15 protein-coding genes and 4 tRNA genes are annotated in these 11,625 nt (G+C 66.0%); 14 read left to right on the forward strand and 5 right to left on the reverse strand.

Annotated features, from left to right (window positions below; translation table 11 throughout):
* Nucleotides 1–4 precede the first annotated feature (4 nt).
* The 8 genes from L0C60_RS06330 (at nt 5) to L0C60_RS06365 (ending at nt 5,202) form a co-directional block, all read left to right on the forward strand.
* Nucleotides 5–523 carry a DUF3341 domain-containing protein gene (locus L0C60_RS06330; protein WP_234508485.1) on the forward strand — a complete coding sequence of 173 codons (519 nt, stop codon included), beginning with the start codon at nt 5–7 and terminating at the stop codon, nt 521–523.
* Nucleotides 516–1,028, forward strand: coding sequence for a c-type cytochrome (locus tag L0C60_RS06335; RefSeq protein ID WP_243092605.1), 513 nt, complete (start codon nt 516–518; stop codon nt 1,026–1,028). The genes L0C60_RS06330 and L0C60_RS06335 overlap by 8 nt, the downstream gene beginning before the upstream one ends.
* The gene (locus L0C60_RS06340) at nt 1,012–2,013 is read left to right on the forward strand and encodes a hypothetical protein (RefSeq protein ID WP_071677178.1); all 1,002 of its coding nucleotides are present in this window, start codon (nt 1,012–1,014) and stop codon (nt 2,011–2,013) included. The genes L0C60_RS06335 and L0C60_RS06340 overlap by 17 nt, the downstream gene beginning before the upstream one ends.
* A gap of 87 nt (nt 2,014–2,100) precedes the next feature.
* On the forward strand, nt 2,101–3,237 hold the full coding sequence (locus L0C60_RS06345; RefSeq protein ID WP_071677179.1) for an NAD(P)/FAD-dependent oxidoreductase: 1,137 nt from the start codon (nt 2,101–2,103) through the stop codon (nt 3,235–3,237).
* Between the two features lie 8 nt (nt 3,238–3,245).
* Nucleotides 3,246–3,854 carry a helical membrane plugin domain-containing protein gene (locus L0C60_RS06350; RefSeq protein WP_203226789.1) on the forward strand — a complete coding sequence of 203 codons (609 nt, stop codon included), beginning with the start codon at nt 3,246–3,248 and terminating at the stop codon, nt 3,852–3,854.
* A 60-nt stretch (nt 3,855–3,914) separates the two neighbouring features.
* A complete protein-coding gene (locus tag L0C60_RS06355) occupies nt 3,915–4,262 on the forward strand; it encodes a DUF190 domain-containing protein (protein ID WP_071677180.1) in 348 nt (115 codons plus the stop codon).
* 44 nt (nt 4,263–4,306) lie between these two features.
* Entirely contained in the window at nt 4,307–4,909 is a 603-nt protein-coding gene (locus L0C60_RS06360; protein WP_243092606.1) for a sulfite oxidase-like oxidoreductase, read from the forward strand.
* 26 nt (nt 4,910–4,935) lie between these two features.
* The gene (locus L0C60_RS06365; RefSeq protein WP_071677182.1) at nt 4,936–5,202 is read left to right on the forward strand and encodes a hypothetical protein; all 267 of its coding nucleotides are present in this window, start codon (nt 4,936–4,938) and stop codon (nt 5,200–5,202) included.
* On the opposite strand, the gene L0C60_RS06370 is transcribed toward L0C60_RS06365, so the two are convergent.
* The 4 genes from L0C60_RS06370 to L0C60_RS06385 are packed head-to-tail and all read right to left on the reverse strand — an operon-like array spanning nt 5,178 to nt 7,683.
* A complete protein-coding gene (locus L0C60_RS06370) occupies nt 5,178–5,981 on the reverse strand; it encodes a histidinol-phosphatase HisJ family protein (RefSeq protein ID WP_243092607.1) in 804 nt (267 codons plus the stop codon). The genes L0C60_RS06365 and L0C60_RS06370 overlap by 25 nt on opposite strands.
* A complete protein-coding gene (locus tag L0C60_RS06375) occupies nt 5,971–6,567 on the reverse strand; it encodes a hypothetical protein (RefSeq protein ID WP_234508585.1) in 597 nt (198 codons plus the stop codon). The genes L0C60_RS06370 and L0C60_RS06375 overlap by 11 nt, the downstream gene beginning before the upstream one ends.
* The gene (locus L0C60_RS06380; protein ID WP_234508473.1) at nt 6,549–7,100 is read right to left on the reverse strand and encodes a DNA-3-methyladenine glycosylase family protein; all 552 of its coding nucleotides are present in this window, start codon (nt 7,098–7,100) and stop codon (nt 6,549–6,551) included. Before L0C60_RS06380 ends, L0C60_RS06375 begins: the two co-directional genes overlap by 19 nt.
* Nucleotides 7,093–7,683, reverse strand: coding sequence for a nicotinamidase (locus L0C60_RS06385; protein ID WP_234508471.1), 591 nt, complete (start codon nt 7,681–7,683; stop codon nt 7,093–7,095). Before L0C60_RS06385 ends, L0C60_RS06380 begins: the two co-directional genes overlap by 8 nt.
* 55 nt (nt 7,684–7,738) lie before the next feature.
* Between L0C60_RS06385 and metF the strand changes: the two genes are divergently transcribed.
* Nucleotides 7,739–8,620 (forward strand): methylenetetrahydrofolate reductase [NAD(P)H], encoded by an 882-nt coding sequence (gene metF, locus L0C60_RS06390; protein WP_234508469.1) that lies wholly within the window; start codon nt 7,739–7,741, stop codon nt 8,618–8,620.
* On the opposite strand, the gene L0C60_RS06395 is transcribed toward metF, so the two are convergent.
* Nucleotides 8,617–9,912 (reverse strand): MBL fold metallo-hydrolase, encoded by a 1,296-nt coding sequence (locus tag L0C60_RS06395; RefSeq protein ID WP_234508467.1) that lies wholly within the window; start codon nt 9,910–9,912, stop codon nt 8,617–8,619. The genes metF and L0C60_RS06395 overlap by 4 nt on opposite strands.
* 70 nt (nt 9,913–9,982) lie before the next feature.
* Here L0C60_RS06395 and L0C60_RS06400 point away from each other — a divergent pair.
* The 5 genes from L0C60_RS06400 to tuf all read left to right on the forward strand — a co-directional run bounded on the left by L0C60_RS06400 (nt 9,983) and on the right by tuf (nt 11,624).
* Nucleotides 9,983–10,058, forward strand: a tRNA-Thr gene (locus L0C60_RS06400).
* A gap of 11 nt (nt 10,059–10,069) precedes the next feature.
* A tRNA-Tyr gene (locus L0C60_RS06405) sits at nt 10,070–10,155 on the forward strand.
* 26 nt (nt 10,156–10,181) lie between these two features.
* Nucleotides 10,182–10,257 (forward strand) — tRNA-Gly (locus L0C60_RS06410).
* 3 nt (nt 10,258–10,260) lie between these two features.
* Nucleotides 10,261–10,336 (forward strand) — tRNA-Thr (locus L0C60_RS06415).
* A gap of 67 nt (nt 10,337–10,403) precedes the next feature.
* Entirely contained in the window at nt 10,404–11,624 is a 1,221-nt protein-coding gene (gene tuf, locus L0C60_RS06420) for an elongation factor Tu (RefSeq protein WP_234508720.1), read from the forward strand.
* Nucleotide 11,625: the final 1 nt, after the last annotated feature.

Raw genomic sequence — 11,625 nt, forward strand, 5'->3', positions numbered from 1 at the left:
CAGGATGCTCTACGGCTACATGGCCTACTTTGATACCCCAGAGGCCTTGCTGTCGGCCCTAAGGGCGCTCAAGAAGGAGGGTTACCGCCGCCTCGAGGCCCTCACCCCGAACCCCGTGGAGGGGATTGAGGAGGTTCTGGGGGGGGATGGGCGCATTCCTTGGGTGGCCTTCTTCCTGGGGGTCCTGGGGGCGGGGCTTGGGCTTTTCCTCCAGGTCTACACCACCCTGGACTACCCCCACAACGCCGGGGGCAAGCCCCTTTTGGGCTGGCCCGCCTTCATCCCCGTGACCTTTGAGCTCACCATCCTCACCATCACCGTGGGCATCTTCCTGTACCTCCTCTACATCAACGGCCTGCCCCTGGCCGCCCACCCGGCGGTGCGGGCTCCCCGGTACGTGGAGGTGCTTCTAGACCGCTACGGGGTCTTCCTCTACGCCACGGACCCCCGCTTTGACCCGGAGGCCACCCGGGCCCTCCTCCAGGCCCTGGGGGCGGAGGTGGAGGAGGTGCGGCGTGATTAGGCTCCTTCTCCTCCTCCCCCTCCTTTCCGCCTGCGGCTGGATGTGGGACCAGCCCAAGGCCAAAGCCTTCCGCCCTGCCCCCCTCCAGGTGGAGGTGCCCGAGGAGCGGGTGCGCTTCGGGGAGAACCTGAACCCCGAGGTGCGCCTTGGGGTGAAGCCGGAAGGGGGCTTTGCGGAAAACCCCTACACCTTCGCCGAGAAAGACCTGGTGCGGGGCAAGGCGCTTTACCAAAGCTTCTGCGCCATCTGCCACGGAATGAGGGGGGAAGGGGATGGCCGGGTCATCCCCTTGGGGGTTCCGAGGCCCCGCTCCTTCCACGACCCCGCCGTGCGGGGAATGCCCGAAGGCTACTTCTACTTCGCCGCCACCAACGGCTTTGGCAGGATGCTTTCCTACAAAAGCCGCATCCCCGAGAGGGAGCGCTGGCTCATCGCCCACTACATCAAGCGCTGCCTCCTGGATGCGGCCTGTCCCAAGGAGGTAATGGATGCAGAGGTCCATTGAGGCGCCCCGCGCTTGGCCTTGGGCCTTGGGCCTAGGGCTTTACGCCCTGGCCTTCCTCTTCGGTGCCCCCGCCGCCTACTTCCCCTTCGCCTTCTTCCTCCTCCTCTCCTTGGGGGCGCTCCTCGTCCTCCTCCTCCACAACGCCCTCACGAGCCGCTGGGGGGTTCCCCTGGAGCCCTACCTCTACCCCTTGGCCCGGCTCCTTCCCCTTATGGGGCTTTTGGGCCTACCCTTTTTCCTCTTCCTGCCCGAGCTTTTCCCCTGGGCGCGGCCCGAGGCCCTTGCCGACCCCATCCTGCGCCACCGCTCGGCCTACCTGAATGCCCCTTTCCTGCTCCTCCGCTACGTCCTCTTTTTCGCCCTCTTCGCCCTTATCCTGGCCCGGCTCCGCCCCGGGGAGCGCCGGGCGGAGGTGGGGGCTTATGGGCTTGCCCTCACCTTCGCCGCCGCCACCTTCCTCACCTACGACCTCTTCAAGAGCCTCGAGGCCCACTTCTACTCCGCCTCCTACGGGGCCATCCTGCTCCTTTCCGCTGTCCTCCTGGCCCTTTCCCTGGCCGTGGCCCTGGCGGTCCGGCGGGGGACGGCGGCCCTTCTGGGCCAGGCCCAAAACCACACCAACCTCCTCCTGGCCTTTTCCATCATCTGGATTTACGTGGAGGCCACCACCCTCATCATCGTCTGGGGCGGTGACCTCCCCCACGAGGTGGAGTTCTACCTGAAGCGCCTGGAGGGCCCCTGGGACGAGGTGGCGGCCTTGTGGGTGGTGGGGGGGTTTTTCCTCCCCTTCCTCTACCTCCTCACCAACCCGCCCAAGCGGGAGGCCCGCTTCCTCCTTCCCGTGGCCCTTTGGATCCCCTTCTTCCGCCTCCTCCACCTGGCCTGGTACCTCCTCCCCGCCTTGGGCCGGGGGGTGGGGGTGGGGGAGGTCCTGGGGTTCCTGGGCCTCGGCCTCCTCTTCGCCACCAGGCTACGCCAGGGCTAGGCGGGGCATTTGCACCTACCTTCACGAGGGGTCCAGGGGGAAACTGGACTTAGGGGTACACGGTATAGGTACCCAAGGAGGTAGAAGATGGCGACGAAGGTTCTGGTCCTGGGAGGCGGTTCGGGCGGCCTGGTGGCGGCCAACAAGGTGAAAAAGCTCCTCGGGAAGGAGGTGGAGGTCACCCTGGTGGACCGGAACGCCTACCACGAGTTCATGCCCGCCTACCCCTGGGTGGCCTTCGGCATGCGGGAGCCCGAGCAGGTGCGTAGGCCCCTCGCCAACCTGGAAAAGCGGGGCATCCAGTACCTCCAGGCCACGGTGGAGGCCCTGGACCCGGCCCACAACAAGGTGAGGACGAGCGCCGGGGAACTTACCTACGATTACCTCATCGTCTCCTTGGGGGCGGAGGCCATGCCTTCCCCCGCCCAGGACGGGTATGCCCCCTGGAGCCTCGAGGGGGCCCTTAGGCTCCGCCAGGCCCTGAAGGACTTCCGGGGCGGCCGGGTGGTGGTGGGGGTTTCCTCCCCCTACTACCCTTGCCCCCCTGCCCCGTACGAGGTGGCGGGCCAGGTGGAGTTCGCCCTCAAGGTGAAGGGGGTGCGGGAGAAGAGCACGGTGGAGGTCTTCCACCTAAACCCGGCGCCCTTGGCGGGTATGGGGCCGGTGATCTCCGGCAAGGTCATGGAGATCCTCCGCGCCAAGGGCATCGCCTTCCACGGGGAGTTTGAGCCGGTGGCCTTTGAGGGGGGCAAGGTGAAGGCCAAGGATGGGCGCGAGCTCGCCTACGACCTCCTCATCCTCACCCCGCCCTTCGCCCCCAACCGGGTGGTGCGGGAATCCCCCCTGGCCGGACCCAACGGCTTCCCCGAGGTGCACAAGTCCACCTTCCGCTCCCCCAAGTTCCCCAACGTCTTCGTCATCGGCGACACGGTGAACCCCTCCCTGATGCTGCCCCCCGCCGGGGTGGTGGCCCACTTCCAGGGGGAGTACGTGGCCGGGGTCATCGCCTCCGACCTCAAGGGGGCCTATATCGGCGAACCCTTCAACCCCGTGGCCATGTGCATCATGGACTTCGGGGACAACGCCCTCCTGCCCCAGTGCTCCTTTGAAAGGCTGCTGGCGGGCACGGGCATGCCCTCCTGCGGCGTGATGGCCGTGGGCAAGTGGGTGCGGGTGACCAAGATGCTCTTTGAGGGCTTCTGGTTCGCCACCCTAATCGAGTAGGAGGGGCCATGGAGAAGACCCTGACGGTGGAGGAACGCCTGGCCCGAATTGAGGAGGTTTTGGAGAAAAGCGGGCTTGGCCTGTTGGCGCAAATAGGCACGGGGGAGACCCTTGCCGAGAACCTGGGCCTCCTTCTAGATCCCAAGAACCTGGAGCTCGTTTCCCTCCTCGCCCGCTTCCTGGACCAGGCGGAGGCCCTGGGGAAGTTGGCGGAAACCCTGGAGAAGCTGGAGAAGTCCGGGGCTTTAGCCTTCCTCGGCCACCTCTCGGAGAACTTCGGCGAGGGCCTGGGGATGCTTATGGAGCCCCAGCTCCTCCGGCTCATCTCCCACGGGGCCAACGTTTTGGACATCCTCTCCCGCATTGAGCCCGCCGCCATCGGCATGATGGCGAGCGCCCTGGAGCGGGGGCTTGCGGAGACCTTCACCCCCGAGACCCTGCGGGAGCCTCCCCGGGTGGGCCTGGCGGGCATCCTCAAGCAACTGGCCGACCCCGAGGTGCAAAAGGCGCTCGGGGTGCTCTTCCTCCTCCTCAAGGCCCTGGGCAAGGCCTTTGGCCACATGAACGAGGACATGAAGGCCCTCGAGGGCCTCATGGCCAAGATGATGAAGAAGTAGCCCTGCCATGGGGGTGGGGGCCGGGAAGCTTCCCGGCCCCTTTTGTGGTAGCCTTTTCCCATGGCCGAGAACCCTGGGGGCCTTTCGGGCGAGGCGCTGCTCCTCCGCATCTTCCTCGGGGAGTCGGACCGGTTTGGGGGCCGCCCCCTTTACGAGGCCATTGTCCTGGAGGCGAAGCGGCGGGGCCTGGCGGGGGCCACGGTGCTCAAGGGCTTCATGGGCTATGGCGCCCATTCCCGCATCCACACCGCCAAGGTCCTCCAGCTTTCCGAGGACCTGCCCGTGGTGGTGGAGATCGTGGATACGGAGGAAAAGGTCCAGGCCTTTTTGCCGGTCCTGGAGGGGATGGTGAGGGAGGGGCTCATCACCTTGGAGAAGGTGCGGGTCCTCCGCTACCAAAGCCGGTAAGCGCCCTTCCTTTTTCCTTGGGCTTTCCCCGCTAGCCTAGGGGTATGGAGCGGATCCCTCCGGGCCAGATCGTCACCGAGCGCTTCCCCATCCTCACCTACGGGGAAGAGCCTAGGGTTACGCCGGAGGAGTGGCGCTTTGGCATCACGGGCCTGGTGGAAGCCCCCTTTACCCTCACCTACCAGGACCTCCTGGCCCTGCCCCAGGTGGAGGTGGTGCGGGACTTCCACTGCGTCACCCGTTGGAGCCGGCTGGACGTGGCCTGGAAGGGGGTGCGGGTCCGGGACCTTTTGGAAAAGGCCCGCCCCAAGCCCGAGGCGGTGGCCGCCTTGGTCCATTCCTACGGGGGTTACACCACCAACCTCCTCCTGGAGGACCTCCTGCGGGAGGATGTGCTCCTGGCCCACACCCTCTTCGGCAAGCCCCTTCCCCCGGAGCGGGGCGGCCCCGTGCGCCTTTTGGTCCCCCATCTCTACGCCTGGAAGAGCGCCAAGTGGGTGCGGGGCATAACGCTCCTAGACCACCTGGAGCTGGGCTTCTGGGAGCGGATGGGCTACCACTGGCGGGGGGATCCCTGGCGGGAGGAGCGCTTCCAGGAGGGCCCCATCCCCGCCGCAAGCCTTAGGTTTCGCAGTAAGAAAACTTGATATAATAGGGCTAAGGAGGTGGGAGGATGGCCCTGAGGGAAGCCCAGGTCAGGGTAGAGGAGGCCTTGCGGGCCTACGAGGCCTGTGTGGAACGGGAGGCCATGGAGTACGGGGAGGAGTACGAGCGGGTCACGTACATGGAGTACGAAGCCCCCGCGCCCGACCCCTGCGCCGAGGCCTTTTCCCGCCTGCTGGCGGCGGTGCGGGCCTACGAGGCGGCGGGGGGAAGGCGGGAGGAGCTGGACCTTAGGGGCAAGGAAGAAAAAGTCTACGAGGCCCTAGACAAGGGATAGGCCCGGGGCCTTCCCTCCTGGAAGTAGAAGGCTTCCCGGTAACCTGCCCGTAGGAGGAGCGCCGCCGCCTCCTGGAAGGCGAAGCCCACCTGGTCCGGCCGGTGGGCGTCCGAGCCCAGGACCACGCCAATGCCAAGCTCCCGGGCCCGCTTTAGAAGGACAAGGGCAGGGTAAACCTCCCGGGCCGGGTTGCGAAGCCCAGCGGTGTTCACATCCAGGAAGAGCCCCGCCTCGGCCACGGCCTTTAGGGCGGGCTCGGCCAGTTCCAAAAGGGCCTCCTCGGGCAAGCGGTGGCCGAACTTCTTGGGCAGGTCCAGGTGGCCGATGGCGTGGAAGAGGCCGCTTTGCGCCGCCCGTTCCACCTCGTGGAAATAGGAGCGGAAGACCTCCTTGAGCTCGCGCCAGGCGTACTCCTCCTGGTGGTCCGGGTGGTCCAGGGGCCAGGCGCCCAGGTAGTGGACGCTCCCGATGACGTAGTCAAAGGGGTAGCTCTTGAGGAGGGTTTGCACGAACGCCTCCGTGCCCGGGTGGAAGTCGGCCTCGAGGCCGATCCCCACATAGAGGTCCGGGTGAAGCTCCCGCACCCGTTCCAGGGCCAGGAGGTAGAAGGGAAGCTCGGAAAGGCGCATGCGGCTTTGGGGGTCGTACCAGGCGGGCATGGGGCTATGGTCGGTGAAGACGAGGCCCCTTAGCCCCACCTTCCTGGCCTGGAAGAGGTACTCCCCCGGGGCCCCTTCCGCATGGCCGCAGAGGGGGGTGTGGACGTGGCTATCCACCATGGGGCCATTCTATCCGGACGAGGCGCCCCTGCCAGGCGTAGGCCACCACCTCTTGGCCTAGGGCCTGGGCCAGGTCCAAGGACAAAAAGGGGTCCTCCTCCGGAGGCCCCGCCTCCTGCACCAAGACAGGGGTGAAGGGGGGAAGGAGGGCGGGGTAGCGTTCTAGGATGCTTTCCACCCGGAAAGCGCCCGCCCAGAGCCGCTTCAGGGCGAAGAGGGCCTCCTGGGGGGTGGGGGCGGGATGGGCCTCCCCTTTCCCTTCCCGGCGGAGGAGAAAAGGCCCTCGGCCCCTTAGCGCCGCCAGGAACGCCTCGGCCCGCTCGGGCAGGAGGTAGCTTTCCCTCACCGCCCGCATGGCCTCTTCGGCGGCCCAGACAAGCCTTTCCTCGTCAATGCGCACGCCGAAAACCCCTTGAAAAAGCCTTTCTATGCGCTCCGGAAGGTTATTTAGGCGGAAAAACTCCTCCTCTAGTCCCGCGACCCAGGTGGGGACCACGGGGAAGCCCAGGGCCTGGGCCCGCCGCAATAGGGCCACTTCCCCTTCCCCTACGGCCTTTTCCAGGGGGATTAGTCCAGGCTCCGCCATAGGTACCACGCCAGGTGGCTCCGGTAGGGGCGGAAGGGCGCGCCAAAGGCGGCTAGGGCCTCGCCCTCCACCCCGAAGAGGGCCTTGGCCGCCCGCCTTAGGCCCAGGTCCCCCACGGGCCAGACATCGGGGCGCCCTAGGCCGAACATGAGGAACATCTCCGCCGTCCAAGGGCCCACGCCCCGCACCTCCTGAAGCCGCGCCTTCACTGCCCCGTCCTCCAGGGCCTCGAGGCCCTCCAGGAGGCCTTCTTGGGCCTTCGCCGCCAGGTCCTTTAGCGCCATCGCCTTGGCCAGGGAAAGCCCCGCCTGGCGTAGGGCCTCGAGGGGGACCTGAAGCACCGCCTCGGGCCTCGGTTCCACCTGTTCCCAAAGCCTTTTGGCGATGGTTTTCGCCGCCTGGGTGGAAAGTTGCTGGGCCACGATGCTTTCCGCCAAGACCCGGAAGGGGTCCCGCTGGGGCACAGGGTGAGGGTGGAAGGGGGCGGGCCCGTAACGCTCCAAGAAGGCCAGAAGGAGGGGGTGCTCAAACAAACCGTACCCCTTCGGCCCGGGTCACCTTGCCCTGGTAGAGGAAGGTGACTTGGCGGAGGGCCGCCTGGAGGTCAAAGGGGGTGAGGGCGCTGGTGGCGTCCTCGGGCAGGACCACCTGGTACCAGCGCAAGGCGGCGGAGCCGGCGGTGTGGAGAACGCAGATGTTGGCCACGGTGCCCGTGACCACCACGTGCTTTACCCCCCATAGGTGCAGGTAGTGGTCCAAGGGGGTGCCGTAGAAGGCATCGTAGCGCACCTTCTGGACGATGAGGTCCCCGGGCTCGGGGCGGAGCTCTTCCAGGATCTCCGCCCCCCAGGTGCCGGCCACGGCGTGCCGGGGCCAGATCTGGAACTCGGGGTCGTCCTCCCGGTGCCAGTCCTGGGTGTAGACCACCCTGGCCCCCGCCGCCCGGGCCCTCTCCAGAAGGAGCCGGATGGCGGGAACGCTCTTCGGGGCGTCGGGCACGAAGAGGGCCCCTTGGGGGTGGGCGAAATCGTTCTGCATGTCCACCACGATGAGGGCCGTTTCCTTGGCGGGCAGATCTAGGCTTTCCACTTTGGGGATCTCGGGAACCTCCACCATACCCCCATTGTGCCACCCTTGACCGGGGGTGGGGGAGGGGCTACACTCCTATAGCATGAAAATACGGGACCTCCTCAAAAGCCGCCAGGGGCCCCTTTTCTCCTTTGAGTTCTTCCCCCCCAAGACGGCGGAGGGGGAGGAGGCGCTTTTCCGCACCATGGCCGAGCTCAAGGCCTTCCGCCCCGCCTTCGTGTCCATCACCTACGGGGCCATGGGGAGCACCCGGGAAAGGAGCGTGGCCTGGGCGAGGAGGATTTTGGAGCTCGGCCTAACCCCCCTGGCCCACCTCACCGTGGCCGGGCAGAGCCGGGAAGAGGTGGAGGAGGTCCTAGGGCGCTTCGTGGAAAGCGGGGTGGAAAACCTCCTTGCCCTCCGGGGGGACCCGCCCCAGGGGGAGCGGGTCTTCCGGCCCCATCCCAAAGGCTTCCGCTACGCCGCCGAGCTCGTAGCCCTCATTCGGGGGCGCTACGGGGAGAGGGTTTCCGTGGGCGGGGCTGCCTACCCGGAAGGCCACCCGGAAAGCGAAAGCCTTCAGGCTGACCTCCGCCACTTCAAGGCCAAGGTGGAGGCTGGCTTGGACTTCGCCATCACCCAGCTTTTCTTCAACAACGCCCACTACTTCGGCTTCCTGGAGCGGGCCCGGCGCATGGGCATCCACATCCCCATCCTCCCCGGCATCATGCCCATCACCAACTACGCCCAGCTCCGCCGCTTCACCGAGGTCTGCGGGGCCAGCATCCCTGGGCCCCTCCTTTCCCAACTGGAGCGCCACCAGGACGACCCCAAGGCCGTCCTGGAGATCGGGGTGGACCACGCCGTCCGCCAGGTGGCGGAGCTTCTAGAAGCCGGGGTGGAGGGGGTCCACTTCTACACCCTGAACAAAAGCCCCGCCACCCGCATGGTCCTGGAAAGGCTCGGCTTCCGCCCGGTGGCCTAGACCTCCACCCCCTCGCTGAAGGTCCCGAGCGCCACCTCCTGCCCCCGGAGGGCGAGGAGCTTGCCCAGGGCTAAAAGCTTCTCCTCTTCCCCGTGGACCAGGACCACCCGGGGTTGGCCTTCAAGCCAGTCCAAAAGCTCGTCCTGCCCCGCGTGGCCGGAGAAACCGCCCAGGGTGTGCACCTCGGCCCTAAGGGGCACCTCCTGCCCCAGGATGCGCACCCGCTCGGGCCGGGCGATGATCTCCGCTCCCAGGCCCCCTCGAGGCTGGTACCCCACGAAGACCAAGGCGTTTCGGGGATCGGCTAGCCCATGCTTCAGGTGGTGCAGGATCCTTCCCCCCGAAAGCATCCCGCTTCCCGCAATGACCACCATGGGCCCGGGTTCTTGAGCCAAGGCCCGGGACTCCTCCGCGCTTTCCACCACCCGTAGCGTCCGGGGACGGAAAGGGTTCTTCCCTTGGAGGAAGTAGGCCTGCACCTCCTCGCTAAGGTAGCGCACGAGCCTCGGGTAGAGCTCCAAAACCCGCTCCGCCATGGGGGAGTCCAGGAGGATGGGGGCCTTGGGGAGGCGGTGGCCGTTCTCGTAAAGGAGGAAAAGGATTTCCTGCGCCCGCTCCACGGCGAAGGAGGGGATGAAGACCTTCCCGCCCCGGCCCAGGACCCGCTCCAAAATCTCCAAAAACTCCACCACCGTGGCGGCGAAAGGGCGGTGAGGCCGATCGCCGTAGGTGCCTTCGCAGAGGACCAAATCCGCCTTGGGGGGAAGGGAGGGGTCGGGGAGCACCACCTTCTCGCGGTTACCCAGGTCCCCGCTATACACGAAGGTCTTCCCCTCCCCTTGGGCCACCACAAAGGCGCTCCCCGGCAGATGCCCCGCCTGGGAGAAGGAGAGGGTGAGGTCGCCTAGACGGAGCCACTCCCCGTACTCCAGGGGCTTGGCGTGGCGGAAGACCTCCTCCACGTCCTCCTCCTCAAAGAAGGGCCTTTCCATGACCTTCAGGGCGTCCTCCAGGACGATGCGCATCAGGAGGAAGGTGGCCTTGGTGGCGTACACGGGTCCGCGAAACCCCTCGCGGAAGAGCCGGGGGAGGCGGCCCACGTGGTCTAGGTGGGCGTGGGTGAGGATTACCGCCTCCACCTCCTTGGGGTCAAAGCCGAAGGGGGCGTGGTTTTTTTCCTCCTCCTTGCCCTGGAACATGCCGCAGTCCAAAAGCACCCGCCTCCCCTCGGCCAGAAGGAGGTGGCAGCTTCCCGTCACCTCCCGGGCGGCGCCAAAAGGTACGATGCGCATGCCCTTATCTTGACACTCACCCTGGGGTGTGTTAGCCTATTCCCTCGGACAGGGTCCCATCCCCGGTCCTGCCACCCTAGCTCAACAGGCAGAGCACCCGACTTGTAATCGGGGGGTTGGGGGTTCAACTCCCCTGGGTGGCTCCAAAGGAGGGCGTGGGCAGGTGCCCGAGCGGCCAAAGGGGACGGTCTGTAAAACCGTTGGCGCACGCCTACGCTGGTTCGAATCCAGCCCTGCCCACCAAACGGTGTGCCTAAGCACACCCCCATGCGGGAGTAGCTCAGTTGGTAGAGCATCGGCTTCCCAAGCCGAGGGTCGCGGGTTCGAGTCCCGTCTCCCGCTCCACGAGCTCGCGTAGCTCAGCAGGTAGAGCACACCCTTGGTAAGGGTGAGGTCGCCGGTTCGAGCCCGGCCGCGAGCTCCACTTTTTTGTCTGCCCTGGGCCTTAGGCCCCCAGGGCGGCCTTTGCGTGCAAGAAAAGAGGAGGAACCATGGCCAAGGGCGAGTTTATCCGGACGAAGCCTCACGTGAACGTGGGGACGATTGGGCACGTGGACCACGGGAAGACGACGTTGACGGCGGCGTTGACGTTTGTGACTGCGGCGGAGAACCCGAATGTAGAGGTGAAGGATTACGGGGAGATTGACAAGGCGCCGGAGGAGCGTGCGCGGGGGATAACGATCAACACGGCGCACGTGGAGTACGAGACGGCGAAGCGGCACTATTCGCACGTGGACTGCCCGGGACATGCGGACTACATCAAGAACATGATCACGGGTGCGGCGCAGATGGACGGGGCGATTTTGGTGGTATCGGCGGCGGATGGGCCGATGCCGCAGACGCGGGAGCACATTTTGTTGGCACGGCAGGTGGGGGTCCCGTACATTGTGGTGTTCATGAACAAGGTGGACATGGTGGACGACCCCGAGTTGTTGGACTTGGTGGAGATGGAGGTACGGGACCTTTTGAACCAGTACGAGTTTCCTGGGGATGAGGTGCCGGTGATCCGGGGGAGTGCGTTGTTGGCGTTGGAGCAGATGCACCGCAATCCTCAGACGAAGCGTGGGGAGAACGAGTGGGTGGATCGGATTTGGGAGTTGTTGGACGCGATTGACGAGTACATTCCGACGCCGCAGCGGGACGTGGACAAGCCGTTCTTGATGCCGGTGGAGGACGTGTTTACGATTACTGGGCGCGGGACGGTGGCGACGGGTCGGATTGAGCGGGGAAAGGTGAAGGTTGGGGACGAGGTGGAGATTGTGGGTTTGTCTGCGGAGACGCGTCGGACGGTGGTGACGGGTGTGGAGATGCACCGGAAGACGCTGCAGGAGGGGATAGCTGGGGACAATGTGGGGTTGTTGTTGCGTGGTGTGAGCCGGGAGGAGGTGGAGCGGGGGCAGGTGTTGGCGAAGCCTGGGAGCATTACGCCGCACACGAAGTTTGAGGCCTCCGTGTATGTTTTGAAGAAGGAGGAGGGTGGGAGGCACACGGGGTTTTTTTCTGGGTACCGTCCGCAGTTTTACTTTCGGACGACGGATGTGACGGGTGTGGTGCAGTTGCCCTCGGGCGTGGAGATGGTGATGCCTGGGGACAATGTGACGTTTACGGTGGAGTTGATCAAGCCGGTGGCGTTGGAGGAGGGTTTGCGGTTTGCCATCCGTGAGGGTGGGCGGACCGTGGGTGCCGGCGTGGTCACCAAAATCCTGGAGTGAG

The organism is Thermus hydrothermalis, from assembly GCF_022760925.1.
Lineage (GTDB): Bacteria > Deinococcota > Deinococci > Deinococcales > Thermaceae > Thermus > Thermus hydrothermalis.

What these genes read in the sequence shown, in the direction of transcription:
- L0C60_RS06330 (WP_234508485.1), top strand. Translation starts at nt 5, where the DNA reads ATGCTCTACGGCTACATGGCCTACTTTGATACCCCAGAGGCCTTGCTG.
- L0C60_RS06340 (WP_071677178.1), top strand. Translation starts at nt 1,012, where the DNA reads ATGCAGAGGTCCATTGAGGCGCCCCGCGCTTGGCCTTGGGCCTTGGGC.
- L0C60_RS06345 (WP_071677179.1), top strand. Translation starts at nt 2,101, where the DNA reads ATGGCGACGAAGGTTCTGGTCCTGGGAGGCGGTTCGGGCGGCCTGGTG.
- L0C60_RS06350 (WP_203226789.1), top strand. Translation starts at nt 3,246, where the DNA reads ATGGAGAAGACCCTGACGGTGGAGGAACGCCTGGCCCGAATTGAGGAG.
- L0C60_RS06355 (WP_071677180.1), top strand. Translation starts at nt 3,915, where the DNA reads ATGGCCGAGAACCCTGGGGGCCTTTCGGGCGAGGCGCTGCTCCTCCGC.
- L0C60_RS06360 (WP_243092606.1), top strand. Translation starts at nt 4,307, where the DNA reads ATGGAGCGGATCCCTCCGGGCCAGATCGTCACCGAGCGCTTCCCCATC.
- L0C60_RS06365 (WP_071677182.1), top strand. Translation starts at nt 4,936, where the DNA reads ATGGCCCTGAGGGAAGCCCAGGTCAGGGTAGAGGAGGCCTTGCGGGCC.
- L0C60_RS06370 (WP_243092607.1), bottom strand. Translation starts at nt 5,981, where the DNA reads ATGGTGGATAGCCACGTCCACACCCCCCTCTGCGGCCATGCGGAAGGG.
- L0C60_RS06375 (WP_234508585.1), bottom strand. Translation starts at nt 6,567, where the DNA reads ATGGCGGAGCCTGGACTAATCCCCCTGGAAAAGGCCGTAGGGGAAGGG.
- L0C60_RS06385 (WP_234508471.1), bottom strand. Translation starts at nt 7,683, where the DNA reads ATGGTGGAGGTTCCCGAGATCCCCAAAGTGGAAAGCCTAGATCTGCCC.
- metF (WP_234508469.1), top strand. Translation starts at nt 7,739, where the DNA reads ATGAAAATACGGGACCTCCTCAAAAGCCGCCAGGGGCCCCTTTTCTCC.
- L0C60_RS06395 (WP_234508467.1), bottom strand. Translation starts at nt 9,912, where the DNA reads ATGCGCATCGTACCTTTTGGCGCCGCCCGGGAGGTGACGGGAAGCTGC.
- tuf (WP_234508720.1), top strand. Translation starts at nt 10,404, where the DNA reads ATGGCCAAGGGCGAGTTTATCCGGACGAAGCCTCACGTGAACGTGGGG.